Source organism: Bacillus sp. FSL M8-0063 (assembly GCF_038005545.1).
Classification (GTDB): Bacteria; Bacillota; Bacilli; order Bacillales; family Bacillaceae_G; genus Bacillus_A; species Bacillus_A wiedmannii.
Genome location: NZ_JBBOTJ010000002.1, coordinates 441,111 through 459,465 on the forward strand (window position 1 = coordinate 441,111; position 18,355 = coordinate 459,465).

Here is an 18,355-nt window from a genome sequence, read left to right on the forward strand (position 1 = left end):
CAATTCGGTAATATTTTTCAGAAGAATTCTTTTTGCGAATATTACGTTTCTGTTAAATTTATGATAAAATCAGAAATTAGGTGTAAAAGAATTCGGGTGTAACCTGATTTTGAATATCGAGGAGGAAATGACGGGAATGTTTGCGCGAGATATCGGAATTGACCTAGGTACGGCTAATGTATTAATTCATGTTAAAGGCAAAGGTATTGTATTAAATGAGCCATCTGTTGTGGCAATTGATCGTAACACAGGTAAAGTATTAGCAGTAGGTGAAGAAGCAAGAAGTATGGTGGGACGTACACCTGGTAATATTGTAGCAATTCGTCCGCTTAAAGATGGTGTAATCGCAGATTTCGAAATTACAGAAGCAATGTTAAAGTATTTCATTAACAAATTGGACGTAAAGAGCTTCTTTTCAAAACCTCGCATTTTAATTTGCTGTCCAACAAATATCACATCTGTAGAACAAAAAGCAATTCGTGAGGCTGCTGAACGTTCAGGTGGTAAAACAGTATTTTTAGAAGAAGAACCAAAAGTAGCCGCAGTTGGTGCTGGTATGGAAATCTTCCAACCAAGCGGTAACATGGTTGTTGATATTGGTGGAGGTACAACAGATATCGCTGTACTATCTATGGGTGATATTGTTACCTCTTCCTCTATCAAAATGGCTGGCGATAAGTTTGACATGGAGATCTTAAACTACGTTAAACGTAAGTATAAGCTATTAATTGGAGAACGTACTTCAGAAAATATTAAAATTAAAGTTGGTACAGTATTCCCAGGTGCACGTAGCGAAGAGCTTGAAATTCGCGGACGTGACATGGTAACGGGCTTACCACGTACAATTACAGTATGTTCTGAAGAAATTACAGAAGCACTAAAAGAAGACGCGGCTATCATTGTACAAGCTGCAAAAGGCGTACTAGAGCGCACGCCACCAGAACTATCTGCGGACATTATCGACCGCGGTGTTATTCTAACAGGTGGTGGAGCTTTACTACACGGTATCGACATGCTTCTAGCAGAAGAACTAAAAGTACCAGTATTAATTGCTGAAAACCCAATGCAATGTGTTGCGGTTGGTACAGGTATTATGTTAGAGAATATCGATAAATTACCAAAGCGTGCTTTACGATAAAGTGAAACTTTAATAAGTGGGGGCATCCCCCACTTATTATTAGCTCGCAAAAGGCGGGGAAGATGAGAAGAACTACGGTGTTAACCGTAGTTCTTTTTTGTTTTTTTATTCTTTCATTTTTTTATTTTATTTTGATTTATTGAGAAAATAGAAGAAAAATAAAGAAAAATGAAGAAAACAGATGGAATATTCATATATATGGTTAAATTTAATATTTCCTTATTTGAAAACGTTTATAATATAATGAGTCGAATACGACATTAAGGCAAATCATGTTTCAGTACATATTGCCTTTCCCTAATTTGGGCATACACTCTTTTCTACCTCCGTGTCAGTTGCTGGAATATGCAGCTATTTTAAGAGAATAGAGTGTGTGCATTTTTTTATATATAAAGCGGAAAAGATAGTAAAGTTATACTTTATAATGACAAACAATAAACAAAATGGGATAATAAACAATATGTCCAAGTGGTAAGACCAATATTACAAAAGGGGCGATTGTTACATGCTAAATATAGAACAAATTAAAGAAATCATTCCTCACCGTTATCCATTTTTACTTGTTGATAAAATATTAGAAGTAGATGAAGGAAAAAGAGCGGTTGGAATTAAAAATGTATCCGCAAACGAAGAGTTCTTTAACGGGCACTTTCCTGACTATGCAGTTATGCCCGGTGTACTTATTGTAGAAGCATTAGCACAAGTCGGCGCAGTTGCGGTATTAAAGAAAGAAGAAAACCGCGGAAGACTTGCTTTCTTCGCAGGTATCGACAATTGTCGTTTCAAAAAACAAGTACGTCCAGGTGATCAACTTCGTTTAGAAGTAGAAATGACACGTGTACGTGGTCCAATCGGAAAAGGAAAAGCAATCGCAACAGTAGATGGTGAAGTTGCATGTGAAGCTGAAATTACATTTGCGATTGGTGATAAAAAGGAATAACAGAAATAAAAAATCTCCTTGTGAAAATGCAAGGAGATTTTTTATTTCCACTATATATCGGTGTAATCATTAAAATGCAAACTAGTCAGAAAATTACTTGTGTATGGAAGGGGATTACCATATAATTACTTTATTATTTATTCAAAAATTAGGATAAATGATAAGGGCAGAAAAGAAGTAAAGTCATTGTCATATTGTAAAGGTGTTCATATAAGACAAAGTAGAATGATATTGATTAAGATGAGATGTAGGGAAATCAGTGATACAAAATATTAATTAGACGTATGAAATCGAGCATAGAGAGAAAAAGGAGAAATGTCGCATTTCACAAAAGGAGACTATTAATATGTTCGGAAGAAAGAAAAGAAAACCATTACGACAATTAATTACGCATAAAGAGCCTAAATCACGTGTTGCAGAACAATATCGTAACATTCGTACAAACATTGAATTTACATCTGTAGATAGTCATGTTCGTTCTATTATTGTTACCTCGGCAGATCCAGGTGATGGAAAAACAACGACAATCGCAAACTTAGCAGTTGTTTTCGGACAACAAAGAAAGAAAGTCTTATTAATCGGAGCTGACTTGCGTAAGCCAACGATTCAAAACTTATTTGCCATTCACAATTCAAATGGATTAACGAACCTATTATCAGGACAAGCGAAACTGATGCAATGTATTCAAAAAACAGATATAGAGAATGTATACTTAATGGCGGCAGGTCCAATCCCGCCCAACCCAGCTGAACTATTAGGTAGCCGGATAATGGACGAGACATTACTAGAAGCATATAACATGTTTGATATTATTCTAATCGACACACCACCGGTTCTTGCGGTTACCGATGCACAAATACTAGCGAACAAATGCGATGGAATCGTACTTGTCGTACGCAGTGAAAAAACAGAAAAAGATAAAATTGTAAAAGCGAAGCAAATATTAGACAAAGCGTCCGGTAAATTACTTGGTGTCGTCTTAAACGATAAAAGAGAAGAAAAAGAACAATATGGATATTATTAGAAAATAATGTATAGAATAGTAAATGAGAAAGCTGATAAATATTTTTATCAGCTTTTTTTGAATTTTTATAAAATTTTTTATTGCATTATACGAAAAAAATGATACAATAGAAATTTTGGAAATTCGTTGGAATGTGTTGTCATATTTAAGATTATTTTGTAAGATTATATGTGCTTGATGTCAATAAATGTAGAACTAAAATATTCAAAATAAAAAATGTAAGATTTATATGTTATAATTTTTCTTATGTGCAAATTTTAGAAAGTTGGAGGAACTTATGGAAGAAACAATTAGTTTGAAAGAGTTATTTCATATTTTAAAAAAACGTTTAGCAATGATCCTCGTAATCGCCTTTGGTGCCGCTATAGTAAGTGCTATCATTAGCTTCTTCTTCATGACACCAATCTATCAGTCTTCTACGCAAATTCTTGTTAATCAGAAGAAGCAAGAAGGGGCAGCAATTCAATACAATGAGGTACAAACAAATATTCAGTTAACAAATACATACAAAGTTATAATTAAAAGTCCTGTTATTTTGGATCAAGTGAAAGAAAAATTAGGTTTGAACATAACAACACAAGAATTAAACAAAAAAATCGAAGTGGCTAATGAAAAAGATTCACAAGTTGTAGCGGTAACTGCGCAAGATAAAGATCCAAAGTTAGCTCGTGATATTGCTAACACAACTGCAGAAGTATTTAAAGGTGAAGTTGCAAAAATTATGAGTGTGGATAACGTGACGGTACTTTCTAAGGCAGAGCTATCAGAAGAATTATCACCAATTAAACCACGTCCAATGTTAAATGTAGCAATTGCTTTCGTTGTGGGCTTAATGGCTGCAGTTGGTCTTGCATTCTTACTAGAATACTTAGATAACACAGTAAAAAAAGAAGAAGATGTAGAAAACTTACTTGGTTTACCGGTGTTAGGTATTGTAGCTCGTATGGATGAAGAAACAATGAATATGACATCACACGCTCCATCATCAAGAAAAGTGAGGGGACAAACAATTGGTTCTTAATTTATTTAAAAAGAAAAAAAATCATCGTCAACGTCGTCAATTAATTGCTCATCAACAACCGAAATCACCAATTTCAGAGCAATATCGTAATATTCGAACGAATATCGAATTTGCAGCCATTGATACGAATTTACATTCATTAATGGTAACATCTGCAAACCCAAGTGAAGGGAAAACAACGACAACAGCGAATATGGCAGTCGTGTTTGCCCAGCAAGGAAAGAAAGTATTATTAATTGATGCAGATATGCGTAAACCGGCAATGCATCAAATGTTCCAAGTGGATAATATTTTCGGGTTAACGAACGTATTAACACATAGTGAACGTTTAGAAAAATGTGTACAAACGACAGCTGTAGATAATCTGCACTTTTTGGCTTGTGGTCCAATCCCGCCAAATCCAGCGGAACTGTTAGGATCAAAATCGATGCAAGAGCTCCTTGCGCAAGCATATAGCCTGTATGATTTAGTTATTTTTGATTTGCCGCCAATTTTAGCTGTAACTGATGCACAAATTATGGCGAATGTATGTGATGCTTCTATTCTTGTCGTTCGTAGTGAATCGACAGAAAAAGAAACGGCAGTAAAAGCAAAAGGTTTATTAGAATCAGCAAAAGGTAAATTGTTAGGCGTTGTCCTGAATGATCGCGAACGTGAGCAGGGCTTATATTATTACTACGGTGCAAATTAATTAAAAGAGTGAGATATGGGAAACATATCTCCTTTTTTCCCTTGAATATGAGACATCTCATATTCAAGGGAAAAAAGATTACTATAAGAGAGGGAGGATGAAATAAATGATAGATTTACATTGTCACATTTTACCTGGTATCGATGACGGTGCACAGACAGTAACAGATAGTTTAGTGATGGCACAAAAGGCAATAGAGGAAGGTATTCATACAATTGTCGCAACACCACACCATCAAAATGGAAAATATATAAATGAACGTACCTCAATTCTTCATCAAGTAAAACAACTAAATGATGAACTGCAACAACATAATATTCCACTTACCATTTTACCAGGGCAAGAGGTCAGGTTATATGGTGACATATTAGAAGACTATGAAGCTGGTAAAATCGTTACTTTAAATGAAACAAACAAATACATATTCATTGAATTTCCATCTAATCATGTACCTCGTTATGCAGAACAAATATTTTATGAACTACGTGTAAAAGGAATAATCCCAATTATCGTTCATCCCGAACGTAATGCCGAGTTAATCGAGAGGCCAGATAAGTTATATAACCTTGTCAATAAAGGTGCATTAACACAAGTAACGGCAGGTAGTTTACTAGGTAAGTTTGGTAAAAAAATTAAAAAGTTTTCATTACAGCTTGTGGAACATAATTTAACCCATATGATCGCATCAGATGCTCATAACACAACATCAAGAGGATTTCATCTAGCAGAAAGCTATGAATTAATTGAGAAAGAATTCGGCGCAAGTGTTATGAATGATTTAAGAGAGAATCCGTATTTAATAATTAGTGGGAAAGCAATTTATAAAGAAGATCCAGAACAAATTCGTCGTAAAAAGTTGTTTGGCATCTTTTAAATAAAGAACTGGTGATGTCTCCTAACCGTTATCAACGGAGGCACTCGGTCGTGCTGTGGGTAGAAATTTTTTTATTTCGAACCTACCTTAGACGCTTGTCGTCGGGAGTATGACGTGAGGTTGGGTTAGATGCCCATCATTTATTTGTAATAGAAACTCTACCTATGGAGTTATAGAACTGACTCTATAGGTAGGGTTTTTATTATTGTTACATATAAATAAAAGGATGTAGGGGGAGTATAATTGAAAAAAGTAAGAAAAGCAATTATTCCAGCAGCTGGTCTGGGAACAAGATTTTTACCAGCAACGAAAGCGATGCCGAAAGAAATGTTACCAATCGTCGATAAACCGACAATTCAATACATAGTAGAAGAAGCGATAGAATCAGGAATTGAAGATATTATTATTGTTACTGGAAAAGGAAAACGTGCGATTGAAGATCATTTTGATCATTCCTTTGAATTAGAACAAAACCTTTTAGAAAAAGGAAAGCATGAAATACTTGAAAAAGTACAAGCTTCTTCAAAGATTAATATTCATTACATAAGACAAAAAGAGCCAAAAGGACTTGGACACGCAGTATGGTGTGCGCGTAAGTTTATTGGAAATGAACCATTTGCGGTATTACTTGGTGATGATATTGTACAAGCAGAAACACCATGTTTACGTCAATTAATGGATCAATACGAAGAAACACAATCTTCAGTTATCGGTGTACAAACAGTGCCAGAAAACGAAACACATCGTTACGGTATTATCGATCCAATTGAACAAAATGACCGTCGTTATCAAGTGCGCCAGTTTGTTGAAAAGCCAGCAGAAGGTACAGCACCATCAAATTTAGCGATTATGGGTCGTTACATATTAACACCTGAAATTTTTGCGTTCCTCGAAAATCAAGAAACAGGAGCAGGTGGAGAAATTCAATTAACAGATGCAATTCAACACTTAAACGAAATTCAACGAGTATTTGCGTATGACTTTGAAGGAACACGTTATGATGTTGGGGAGAAGTTTGGCTTTATTAAGACGACAATAGAATTTGCCTTGCAAGATATAAATTTAAAAAAAGATATGATTACTTACATGAATGAAGTATTAAAAAATAGTAATTTAAAATAATTTAATTGGGGGAGTGTCAATTGAGTAAAACTTCATTGGCTAAAATTGAAATTTTAGAGAATGAGGAAGTACATATAAAAAAGAAAAGTACATCCTATGTTTTTATTAAGAGAGCTTTAGATATTATAGGGGCTATTATTGGTTTAGTTATCTTTTCTCCATTTTTTATAGTAATCCCACTTTTGTTTTTGATTGGAGAAAATAAGGGGCCTGTTTTCTTTAAGCAGGTAAGGATAGGTGAAAAAGGTAAAGAGTTCCGAATATATAAGTTTCGTACTATGATTGTAAACGCAGAAGAAAAATTAAAAAGAAATAAGGAATTATATAGAAAATATTTAGAGAATAATTACAAATTAGAGCCACATGAAGACCCGAGAATTACTAAGTTAGGCCAATTTTTAAGAAAAACTAGCTTAGATGAAATCCCACAGTTTCTTAATGTATTAAAAGGGGAAATGAGTCTAGTTGGCCCACGACCGGTAGTTGTAGAGGAGTTAGAGGAGTACCAGGAGAAAGTACATGAATTTTTATCTGTAAAACCAGGTGTAACGGGTTATTGGCAGGTAAGTGGTAGAAGTGATGTAGGTTACCCTGAGCGTGTAGATTTAGAATTATACTATGTTTATAATGCATCTGTTTGGTTTGATATTAAAATTTTATTATTAACAGTAAAAAATGTTTTATTAAGTAAGGGTGCATACTAATTATTTAGTGTAAGGAGACTGGAAAATGAAAATATTAGTAGTTGGTACAGGATATGTTGGTTTAGTTTCAGGAGTTTCTTTGGCTGAAATTGGTCATAATGTTATATGTTTAGATATTGATGAAATGAAAGTTCATAAATTGCGAGAGGGTATTTCACCAATTTATGAACCAGGGATTGAAGAGTTAATTAAAGATAATCTAGATAAAGGCACACTGTCTTTTGAAGTAGCGCATAATGATAGCTATAAGGATGCCGATGTGATTTATATTGCGGTTGGTACGCCTGAGAAAGAAGATGGTTCAGCAAATTTATCCTATATTTATAAAGTTTGTGAGGATATCGCGAATTCAATTACAAAAAATGTAGTTATAGTAGTGAAAAGTACGGTACCAGTCGGTACAAACCACAAAATTAAAGCGTATGTTGAGGAGAATTTAAGCGATAAGGAACTAGTTGTTCAGATTGTTTCAAACCCAGAGTTTTTGCGAGAAGGTTCTGCGATTGAGGATGTATTTAATGGGGATCGTATCGTAATTGGAGCAGATAATGAAGATGCTGGAAAGATAATCGAGGAAATTAATAAACCTTTTAATACACCTATCTATATGACAAATATAAATAGTGCAGAAATGATAAAATACGCATCAAATGCATTTTTAGCTACAAAGATTAGCTTTATTAATGAGATTGCTAATGTTTGTGAAAAAGTAGGGGCAGATGTAGAGAGCGTAGCATATGGAATGGGATTGGATAGTCGAGTTGGGAATCAGTTTTTAAAGGCAGGACTTGGATATGGAGGGTCTTGTTTTCCAAAAGATACAAAGGCCTTAAGAAAAATTGCGGAAAATGTGGATTATGATTTTTCTTTATTAAGTGCTGTAATTGAGTTTAATAATAAACAGCAAAGAAGGCTTTTAGATCAGGCTATAGAAGATTTCGGAACTTTAAAAGGGAAGTCTATAGGAATATTAGGTCTTGCATTTAAACCAAATACGGATGATATTCGTGAGGCTGCTTCATTGGCAATTATACCAGAACTTATAGAAATGGGAGCAGAAGTAAAAGCGTATGACCCTGTTGCTATTGAGAATGCAAAAAAAGTACTATCACCAAAAGTAAGGTATTATGAGGACCTAATTGAAACAATAAAAGATACTGAGGCAGTATTTATTTTAACTGAGTGGGACGAGATTAAATCTTTAAGTATAGAAAGCTTCGTAGAAGAAATGAAAATACCAAATATATATGATGGTAGAAATTGTTTTGATTTAGAAAACATAGAAGAATATAAAGTGAACTACTATTCAATAGGTAGGAAAAGCGTTAGCAGAATAAACAGAGATATTTTGGTGTGAATATAAAATAAATAGATAAATTCCAATGATTTTTTGTTAAGTAATTATTGGATATATAAGGAAGGTTTTAATGAATTATAAAGGGTTAGTAAAATATATAGATTATCTATTATTCATGATGCTTTTCTACTTGACATCAATAGGGATTATTAGGACGGTTTTTCCAAAAGATAGTATGATTTTACTAATCTATGGATACTATAGTGTTCGAATTATTTTATATATCTTTTTAGAAAAAGGAAAGATTTACTTTTCTAAAAGTATAGTGTGTATTTTAATATACGCATTTATATCTTTTATGTGGTCAAACTATCCAATTGAAAGCTTTAAATCTTCGGTTCTTTATTTGATCATGCCTACGTTAATAATGTTTTTTTTAATTAGCGTATATAAGTTTAAAGAGATATTGCGCCTTATTTTTGTAGTAGGCTTATTTATTACTGTTGTTTCACTATTTACTATTCAAATAGAGCCAGATAAAGGTATTGCATCCAACGGTGAATGGATTGGTGTGTTTGTACATAAAAATCCATTAGGTTTTTCAATGTTTTTATATGCTGTTCTCACATTTTTCTATTTGCTTGATTCTAAAAAGATGTATAAAAAAGGAATTTATTTATTGGTAATGCTTATCCAGGGAATAATTCTTTTTTACAGTGGATCTGTAACTAGCTTAGTAATATTATTACTAGGTATTTGCTTAACTATAGTTTTAGCCTTATACCGAAAGGTGAAAAATAATTATTTGAGAATGATGTTTACCTCGCTTACTTTAGGAGCATTTTTCACCGTTGGGATTTATTTAGCTATGAATATCAATAATATATTTGCTCTATTAGGGAGAGACCTTACTTTTACTGGTAGAACAAGTATATGGAATGCTATTTTTACAATGATGAATAATCATTGGGTATTAGGATATGGATTTGATAGTTTTTGGGTTAAAGATAGTGCAACAAAAAATTATGTTGATTTTTATATGTATACAGATGTTCCACATGCACATAATAATTATATTGATATCATTGCTAATATGGGTATTATTGGATTATTAGTAGTTGTACTAAGTTTTATTTGTTATGTAATAAATAATATGAGAATACATGCAAATAAAAAGGAACTAATGGATTACTTTTCAATAGTATTTTTGATTTTATTATTTATTCATGAGTTTAATGAAAGTTATTTTATTAGGCCTATGACCGTAAGTAACGTTTGGTGTCTGTATGTTCTTATGTATATGGGGATCAAATTGAAATTGAAAAATATTAAGGTTTATAAGGAGAAAAAATAGTAAACCTAATAGAGATATTTAGTGCTAAGGAAGCTTAGAGTGCAGGGGTTTTAAATATGAGAACAAAAAAATCTTTTATAAACATAATTTATAATTTATCGTTTAATTTTATTAATTTATTTTTGGGCTTTTTTTCTAGAGCTATATTCTTACAGGTTTTTAATACAGATTATTTAGGCTTAATTACCATCGTAACTAATATCATTGGTGTAGTAAGCTTAATGGAATTAGGTGTTTCTGCTGCTATTGCATATACACTGTATTCTCACCTTCAAGATAAGAATTTTAAGAAGATAAATGAGTTAATGAAATTTATAAAAATTACTTATAGTATCATAGGTTTTTTAATATTAGGAGTTGGAATTTTAGTAATTCCTTTTTTTGATATTATTTTCAAATCCAATCTTAGTAGCATAGAGGTTTATGTAACATATTTATTATTTTTAATAACTACAGCTTTTTCGTATTTCATGACATATAAGCAGGTATTAGCTATTTCAGATCAGAATGCCTATGTTATTACAAGAGCAACGGGGATAATAAGAGTAGTAAAAACAATAATCCAAATTGCAGTAATACTATATACCAAGAACTTTTTTGTATGGGTTATTTTAGAATGTTTAGGAAATATGGTTACTTATATTTTAATTAATAGAGAGATTGATAGAAAATATTCTTGGTTAAATCTTAAATCAGTAAAAAAATATAAGGAATTAGCGAAAGAAAATAAAAATGTTTTAACTAATATAAAAAATATTATGTTGCACAAAATCTCAGGAACAGTGACTACACAAACTGATAGTATAATAATTTCAATTGTTTCAACTACAAGAGATATTGCATTGTATTCTAATTATTTACTAATAGTAAATGGGCTAACAACTATTATTTCGCAAATATTTAATGGGTTTACTGCTAGCATAGGTAACTTAATATCTGAAGGGAACAATAAAAAATCCTATAAAGTATTTTTACAGTTATATTATTTAGAATTTTTTATTGGTATAAGTGCTTCATATACGTTTTATAAGCTAGCAAATGAGTTTATTGGGGTATGGATTGGAAAAGAGTATGTTTTTACTCAAGCATTAGTTTTTGTTATTACGTGTAATTTCTTTATCCAAGTTACTAGAAGAACGGTTGATTTTTTTAAAGATGGTTATGGGATCTTTTGGGATGTATATGCACCTTTACTCCAAGTTATTATAAATTTATTTATTTCAATTTATCTTGGTGAAATATATGGTGTTATAGGAGTGTACTTGGGGACCTTAGCAAGTAGTTTACCTATAATTGTATTTTGGAGGCCATATATACTATTTAAGGCAGGATTTAAATGCAGTGTTAAGTCTTATTTTATGCACTTTACGTTATTAACAAGTATTTCTCTTGGAACTATAATCGTCGTGGAAAATATAATGAGTTGGTTCACCATTAAAGTGAATGGCATAGGTACTTTATTGATAAATGGATTCATGACTTTTTCTTCTATAACGATTATATTATTTATTTGTCTGTTCCCAATTTCATATTTTAGAACAGTGATATTTAAAATTTTTAGCTTTTTAGTTAAGCGTTAAGTTATGTATAACTTTTAGTAAGAAAAGATGGTGGTTGATATGGAAAGAACCTTAATAAGTGTGGTTGTACCTACTTATAATAGAGGGGACTTGATAAGAAGGACAATTGATAGTGTATTAGCTCAAACGTATTCTAATTTTGAGCTAATAATTGTGGATGATGCTTCAACTGATAATACTGAAGAAATTATTAGTAGCTATAAAGATAGCAGAATCAAATATATAAAATTAGAAGAAAACACTCATGGGACTAGACCAAGAAATACTGGAATCTTGCAAAGTCAAGGAGAATATATTGCATTATTAGATTCAGATGACGAATGGTTACCAAATAAGTTAGAAAAACAAATAGATTTTATCAAGCGTAGTGGACAAACAGAGAATATAGTTTGCTTTACTGGCTTAATAGTAAAAGATGATGAAAAAGAAACACTTTCTACTAATAGAGATTTAGAAGAGCATGAGGATATTATGGACTATATGTTCATTAATAATAATGGTATTTGGGTCCAAGCGAGTACTTATATGTTTTCTAGTAAATTGGGAAAGGAAACATTATTTAACCCAGAATTAAGAAAGCATCAAGATATAGATTTTTGTTTACGATTAAGAAATAATGGAGCGAAATTTATAAATTTCCAGGAGCACCTGACAATTTATCATCATGAGAAAAGGGAAGGAAGAGTAGGAAATAATAATAAGTTCTACTTATCTATTGAGTGGGGAGAAAATGTAGAAAAAGATTTATCTATAAGGGCATATCACTCATTTTTATTGATGTTTGTAGTATATCATTTAATAGCTAATGGAAGAAAGAAAGCAGCGTGTAAGATTTATTGTAAAGCATATAAAAGTAAAACAATCGATATCAGTACCTTTATTAAAGGGGTAATTAAATGTAGTATTCCTACAAAGTTTTTAATGTATATATGGAATAAAAAAGGAACGGAATTTATCTAAAGACTTGAGAGAAATCATATAGCTAACTAATTAAAAAGAGGTAAAAATAATGAAAAAAGAAGTGTGTGCTGTTATTGTTTCTTATAATCCTGAAGAAAATATATATCAAAATGTAAAAAAAATAAAAAGTTTAATCGATTTTGTTGTAATTGTAGATAATGGAAGCTCTTCGGATGAGAGTAAACGTCTATTAGAAAAAATTGAGAGAGATATAGAGAACTGTACTATTATTTATAATGAAAAGAATTTAGGTATAGCTACAGCTTTAAACCAAGGGTGTGAATACGCTGAAAGAAATGGTTTTAATTGGGCCTTAACGTTAGATGATGATAGTTCAGTACCTGAAAATATGATAGAGAATCTCTTAAAGGCATATAATGATAAAAAAGATGAAAAAATTATGATTTTAGCACCAGTTATCACTGACTATAATGGAAAAGGTAAAAAACGTAGTAGTGGATATATAGATGCGGCTATAACATCTGGTAGTCTTATTAATACAAAATCATTTTCTCTTGTCGGATGGTTTAAGGACGAATATTTTATTGATATGGTTGACATTGAATACTGTTTTAGATTGAAAAAAAATGGATATAAAGTTTACCAAGTTGAGGATGCTATTTTACGCCATAGGTTGGGAAGAGAGAAGCATATACTAAAAATTGGAAAAAAAGAATGGAAAGCCCTTAATCATAATGAAATAAGAAAGTATTATATTTATCGTAATACGGTTCAGCTATATAAAGAATATCTTTTTAGATACCCAATTAGAGTATTTTTGTCTACTAAAGGTGTTTTTAAAATTATGATTGATACTATTGTCATTGAAGAAAACAAATTTAAAAAAATAAAAATGATGGGTAAAGGCTTTATTGATGGACTACGTAATAATATGGGAAGTTTAAATAATAAGGAAATATCCAGATAGGGAGAATTGAAAGTGAAAATCTATTTTTGTACACCGACTGGTAGAAGAGGTGCAAGTTCTAGATATAGAGTGTTTCAATTTCTACCATATCTAAACATTCAATTAGAAAAAGAGACCTTTCAATTTTTAGATGATACTACATATAGTTTATTTAAGAGTAATAACTTATTTAGTGTCTTTTATCGCTTAATATTTTTATTGTTTAAGCCATTATCTTTAATTTTTAAGGTGAAAAAAGGAGATATTCTTTTTGTTCACAGAGATATATATCCCTTCGGATTATTTTGGTTAGAACGATTATTAAAGCTAAAGGGAGCTAAAATTATCTTTGATTTAGATGATGCAATCTTCTTAGATGATACCTCAGAGATAAGTAATAAAAAAAATAAGTTACTTTATAATCTGAAATATGGAAAGCGTTATGATAGGATAATTAAAATTTCAGACATGGTTATTTGTGGAAATGAATTTTTGGAATCTTATTGTAAACAAATAAACTCTAATACAATTATCATACCGACTGTCATTGATTTGAACAGTGTGAAAAATATAGGTAGAGAGTCTGGCTTAAACGATAAGATTGTTTTTGGATGGATAGGAAATCCAGGGAACTCATCGTACTTCAAAAAGATATTACCTATTTTTGATAAGGTAGCTGAAAAGTATAAGAAGCAGATTGTATTTAGATGTATTGGCGGAAATTTGAATTATATACCTCACTCATCATATTTTGTTGTAGAAGAGTTAGTATGGTCTGAAGAAACCGAATATGAGAACTTGAGTCAAATTGATATTGGAATTATGCCATTGGAGGATTCGGATTGGTCTAAAGGAAAGTGTGGCTTGAAAATATTACAGTATATGAGTGTTGGAAAACCAACTATCGCTGATGCGGTGGGTGTCAACACAAGTATAATTGATCATGGGAATAACGGTTTTTTAACTCATAGTTTAGACGACTGGGAAAAATATATTGAGTTAGTAGTTAAGGAATATGAGACTAATATGTTAGCAGAAATGGGGATGCTAGCTGAACAAAAACTTCAGAATGAATATTCGTTACAAGTACATGTCTCTCGTCTTAAAGAAGTAATTGATAAGGTTGCATTAAGTTAACTTTAAAATATAGTATTTTAAGAGAATAAATATTAAGTTAAAGGCAGAGGAGCGTAATTATGAAAGGTATTATTTTAGCAGGTGGAAGTGGAACGAGATTATATCCATTAACAATGGTAACAAGTAAACAATTGTTACCTATATACGATAAACCAATGATTTATTACCCACTATCTACACTGATGTTAGCGGGAATTCGTGAAATTTTAATTATTTCAACACCAGAGGATACACCACGTTTTGAATCTTTGTTAGGAGATGGATCTCAATTTGGTATTTCTCTTCAATATAAAGTACAACCAAGTCCAGATGGATTAGCACAAGCATTTATTATTGGTGAAGAATTTATTGGTGATGATTCTGTAGCGATGGTGCTAGGGGACAACATTTATTATGGTAGCGGAATGCGCAAAATGTTACAGCGTGCAGCTCAGAAAGAAAGTGGAGCTACAGTGTTTGGTTATCATGTACATGATCCAGAGCGTTTTGGTGTAGTTGAATTCGATGAGAATGGGAAAGTATTGAGTGTAGAAGAAAAACCGAAAGAGCCAAAATCAAATTACGCAATTACTGGTTTATATTTCTATGATAATCGCGTAGTTGAAATTGCGAAAAATGTTAAACCATCGGCACGTGGAGAATTAGAAATTACATCTATAAATGAAGCATATTTAAATAATGGTGAGTTAGAAGTTGAATTATTAGGCCGTGGTTACACATGGTTAGATACAGGTACACATCAAAGTCTTGTGGATGCAACAAACTTTGTAAAAACAGTTGAAGACCATCAAGGAATTAAAATTGCAGCACTTGAAGAGATTGGGTTTATTAATGGGTGGATTAATAAAGAAACTTTAACTGAATCAGGTGATCAGTGCTCTAAAAATGGCTATGGTCAATATTTATTAAAAGTAGCAAACGGTAGTATTAAATACTAATTTGGAGTGAATGTAATGAAAGTTTTAGATACAAACTTATTAGGTGTTAAAGTAATTGAGCCAAAAGTGTTTGGAGATCATCGTGGTTGGTTTATGGAAACGTATAGCGATAAGGCAATGAAAGAAGCAGGAATTGATCTACAATTTGTACAAGACAATCAATCATTTTCTGCAACAAAGGGAACACTTCGTGGCTTACACTATCAGTTAAATCCTAAAGCACAAACTAAGCTTGTACGTTGTACACGTGGATCAATCTTTGATGTAGCGGTCGACATTCGTAAGGGAAGTCCTACATACGGTCAATGGTTCGGTATTGAGCTAAGTGCAGAAAATAAAAAACAGTTATTAGTTCCAAAAGGATTTGCACATGGATTTATGACATTAACAGATGATGTTGAGGTTCAGTATAAAGTTGATGAATTATATGCTCCGGAATGCGATCGAGGCATTGTTTGGAACGACGCTGAAATTGGTGTTGAGTGGCCAATGGAAATTCAACCAGTGCTATCTGAAAAAGACGAAAAAGCACCTTCATTAAAAGAAGCAGAAACTAACTTTGTATACGGGGAGTAAAAAAATGAAAATTTTAGTAACCGGTTATAATGGTCAGCTTGGATATGACGTAGTAAAACGTGGAGAGAAGCAAGGACTAGAAATGCAAGGTATTGGAATAGAAGATTTAGATATTACAAACGAAGCTGCGGTTTATGAATTTGTAGATAAAGTAAAACCAGATGCAATTATTCATTGTGCAGCATATACGGCTGTTGATAAATCTGAAGATGATAAAGAACTTTGTTGGAATGTGAATGTAGAAGGTACAAAATACCTTGCTACAGCAGCAAAAAAATTAAATGCTAAATTTATTTATATTAGTACGGATTATGTATTTGATGGAGAAGGAACGCATGCATTTGTAGAAACTGACGCACCTAATCCGGTTGGATACTATGGTTTAACAAAGTATGAGGGAGAAAAAGTAGTTAGAAGCCTAATAGATAACAACTTTATTGTACGTATTTCATGGGTATTTGGTATTAATGGAAATAATTTCATTAAAACAATGCTTCGTTTAGGCGAAACACGTAATGAACTGAACGTTGTGGGAGATCAAATAGGATCACCGACTTACACATATGACTTAGCTCGTTTATTAGTTGATATGGTCGTAACAGAGAAATATGGTACATATCATGCTACAAATGAAGGTTTCTGCAGTTGGGCTGAATTTGCACAAGAAATTTTTGAGATTGCAGGACAAGATGTAAAAGTAAATAGTATTACAACAGAAGAGTATCCTACTCGCGCAGTACGTCCTAAAAATTCACGTATGTCGAAGCAGAAATTAATTGATAATGGATTTGAGCCATTACAAGATTGGAAGAAAGCAACAAAACATTATATTACACAATTACAACAAGAGGTGAAATAAGATGGAAAAAAAGAAAGTATTAGTAACAGGTGGCGCGGGCTTTATCGGAGGAAACTTTGTACAGTATATGGTAAATAAGTATCCAAATTATCATATTGTAAATTTAGATGCATTGACATATGCAGGAGATTTAACAAAGCATAAAGATATTGAGGATAAAGATAACTATTCATTTGCTAAGGTAGATATTGTAGACCGTCAAGCGGTAAACCAACTATTTGAACAAGAAAAATTCGATTATGTTGTTCATTTTGCTGCAGAAAGTCATGTGGATCGTTCTATTGCTGAACCTGAAGTGTTTATTAGTACAAATGTATTAGGGACACAAGTGTTATTAGATGCAGCAAAGGCGTATGGTATTACTAAATTTGTTCACGTATCAACAGACGAAGTATACGGCGAATTAGATTTTGATCCAACTACATTCTTCACAGAAGATACACCTTTACAACCAAATAGCCCATATAGTGCAAGTAAGGCGTCTTCTGACTTATTAGTTCGAGCATATCATGAGACATTCGGCTTACCAATTAACATTACACGTTGCTCAAACAATTATGGACCATTCCATTTCCCAGAAAAATTAATTCCATTAACAATTTCACGTGTATTAAATGATGAAAATGTTCCTGTATATGGGGACGGTAAAAATATTCGCGACTGGTTACACGTTATTGATCATTGTGCTGCAATTGATTTAGTTATGCATGAGGGTGCAAATGGAGAGGTTTATAATGTTGGTGGACATAATGAGCGTACAAATTTAGAAGTAGTAAAAACGATCATTAGTACACTTGGCAAATCGGAAGAACTAATCGAGTTTGTTCAAGATCGACTAGGTCACGATAAGCGCTATGCAATTGACCCAACAAAACTAGAGAAATTAGGTTGGAAACCAACTTACACATTTGAAACGGGAATTGCTCAAACAATCCAGTGGTATTTAGATAATGAAGAATGGTGGAAGGCAATTGTAACTGGTGAGTATCAAAACTATTTTACAAAACAATATTCATCATTAAAAAAGTAGTCTATTAATTAATCCTTGGAGGTAATACTTTATAAGTGTTACCTCCATATTTTTATGTGAATTATGAATTGACTAGAAATTAACTTTGCATTTTTTTATATAAGGCAAGTGGGTTAGAGAAAATGTATGTATTTGGTTATAAAATAACTCATTGTGTTTTTGTGGTACATATTAAGTGGTTTACAAGTTGTACATATGGAAGT

18 protein-coding genes are annotated in these 18,355 nt (G+C 32.2%); all 18 read left to right on the forward strand.

All coding sequences use genetic code 11. The features are described 5' to 3' along the window. The first annotated feature begins 136 nt into the window (after positions 1 to 136). The 18 genes from MKX31_RS24750 (at position 137) to rfbB (ending at position 18,152) form a co-directional block, all read left to right on the forward strand. On the forward strand, positions 137 to 1,138 hold the full coding sequence (locus MKX31_RS24750; protein WP_000457990.1) for a rod shape-determining protein: 1,002 nt from the start codon (positions 137 to 139) through the stop codon (positions 1,136 to 1,138). A gap of 505 nt (positions 1,139 to 1,643) precedes the next feature. Continuing rightward, positions 1,644 to 2,078, forward strand: coding sequence for a 3-hydroxyacyl-ACP dehydratase FabZ (fabZ, locus tag MKX31_RS24755; RefSeq protein ID WP_000931959.1), 435 nt, complete (start codon positions 1,644 to 1,646; stop codon positions 2,076 to 2,078). A 346-nt stretch (positions 2,079 to 2,424) separates the two neighbouring features. After that, positions 2,425 to 3,102 carry a CpsD/CapB family tyrosine-protein kinase gene (locus MKX31_RS24760; protein WP_340981628.1) on the forward strand — a complete coding sequence of 226 codons (678 nt, stop codon included), beginning with the start codon at positions 2,425 to 2,427 and terminating at the stop codon, positions 3,100 to 3,102. 277 nt (positions 3,103 to 3,379) lie between these two features. Beyond that, positions 3,380 to 4,123, forward strand: a complete 744-nt coding sequence (locus MKX31_RS24765; protein ID WP_073517175.1) for a YveK family protein — start codon at positions 3,380 to 3,382, stop codon at positions 4,121 to 4,123. Continuing rightward, a complete protein-coding gene (locus MKX31_RS24770; RefSeq protein ID WP_340981629.1) occupies positions 4,113 to 4,814 on the forward strand; it encodes a CpsD/CapB family tyrosine-protein kinase in 702 nt (233 codons plus the stop codon). Before MKX31_RS24765 ends, MKX31_RS24770 begins: the two co-directional genes overlap by 11 nt. A 106-nt stretch (positions 4,815 to 4,920) precedes the next feature. Beyond that, complete coding sequence (locus MKX31_RS24775) at positions 4,921 to 5,688, forward strand: tyrosine-protein phosphatase (RefSeq protein WP_262786801.1); 768 nt, start codon at positions 4,921 to 4,923, stop codon at positions 5,686 to 5,688. A gap of 243 nt (positions 5,689 to 5,931) precedes the next feature. Then, positions 5,932 to 6,810, forward strand: a complete 879-nt coding sequence (galU, locus tag MKX31_RS24780; RefSeq protein WP_340981630.1) for a UTP--glucose-1-phosphate uridylyltransferase GalU — start codon at positions 5,932 to 5,934, stop codon at positions 6,808 to 6,810. Positions 6,811 to 6,860: 50 nt separating this feature from the next. Further along, positions 6,861 to 7,514: a sugar transferase gene (locus MKX31_RS24785; protein WP_445661309.1), complete on the forward strand. Its 654-nt coding sequence runs from the start codon at positions 6,861 to 6,863 to the stop codon at positions 7,512 to 7,514. 25 nt (positions 7,515 to 7,539) lie between these two features. After that, complete coding sequence (locus MKX31_RS24790) at positions 7,540 to 8,871, forward strand: UDP-glucose dehydrogenase family protein (protein WP_340981634.1); 1,332 nt, start codon at positions 7,540 to 7,542, stop codon at positions 8,869 to 8,871. A 70-nt stretch (positions 8,872 to 8,941) separates the two neighbouring features. Then, entirely contained in the window at positions 8,942 to 10,165 is a 1,224-nt protein-coding gene (locus MKX31_RS24795; protein WP_340981635.1) for an O-antigen ligase family protein, read from the forward strand. A 56-nt stretch (positions 10,166 to 10,221) separates the two neighbouring features. Further along, complete coding sequence (locus tag MKX31_RS24800) at positions 10,222 to 11,745, forward strand: lipopolysaccharide biosynthesis protein (protein WP_340981636.1); 1,524 nt, start codon at positions 10,222 to 10,224, stop codon at positions 11,743 to 11,745. Positions 11,746 to 11,784: 39 nt separating this feature from the next. Then, positions 11,785 to 12,705, forward strand: coding sequence for a glycosyltransferase family 2 protein (locus MKX31_RS24805; RefSeq protein WP_340981638.1), 921 nt, complete (start codon positions 11,785 to 11,787; stop codon positions 12,703 to 12,705). A 49-nt stretch (positions 12,706 to 12,754) separates the two neighbouring features. Then, positions 12,755 to 13,633, forward strand: a complete 879-nt coding sequence (locus tag MKX31_RS24810) for a glycosyltransferase family 2 protein (RefSeq protein ID WP_087985955.1) — start codon at positions 12,755 to 12,757, stop codon at positions 13,631 to 13,633. A 12-nt stretch (positions 13,634 to 13,645) separates the two neighbouring features. After that, entirely contained in the window at positions 13,646 to 14,749 is a 1,104-nt protein-coding gene (locus MKX31_RS24815; protein ID WP_340981640.1) for a glycosyltransferase, read from the forward strand. A 59-nt stretch (positions 14,750 to 14,808) separates the two neighbouring features. Continuing rightward, entirely contained in the window at positions 14,809 to 15,687 is an 879-nt protein-coding gene (gene rfbA / locus MKX31_RS24820) for a glucose-1-phosphate thymidylyltransferase RfbA (RefSeq protein WP_226545802.1), read from the forward strand. Positions 15,688 to 15,702: 15 nt separating this feature from the next. After that, positions 15,703 to 16,263, forward strand: a complete 561-nt coding sequence (gene rfbC, locus MKX31_RS24825) for a dTDP-4-dehydrorhamnose 3,5-epimerase (protein ID WP_030029423.1) — start codon at positions 15,703 to 15,705, stop codon at positions 16,261 to 16,263. 4 nt (positions 16,264 to 16,267) lie between these two features. After that, entirely contained in the window at positions 16,268 to 17,122 is an 855-nt protein-coding gene (gene rfbD, locus MKX31_RS24830; protein ID WP_131931213.1) for a dTDP-4-dehydrorhamnose reductase, read from the forward strand. Between the two features lies 1 nt (position 17,123). Next, a complete protein-coding gene (gene rfbB / locus MKX31_RS24835) occupies positions 17,124 to 18,152 on the forward strand; it encodes a dTDP-glucose 4,6-dehydratase (protein WP_340981648.1) in 1,029 nt (342 codons plus the stop codon). Positions 18,153 to 18,355 lie beyond the last annotated feature (203 nt).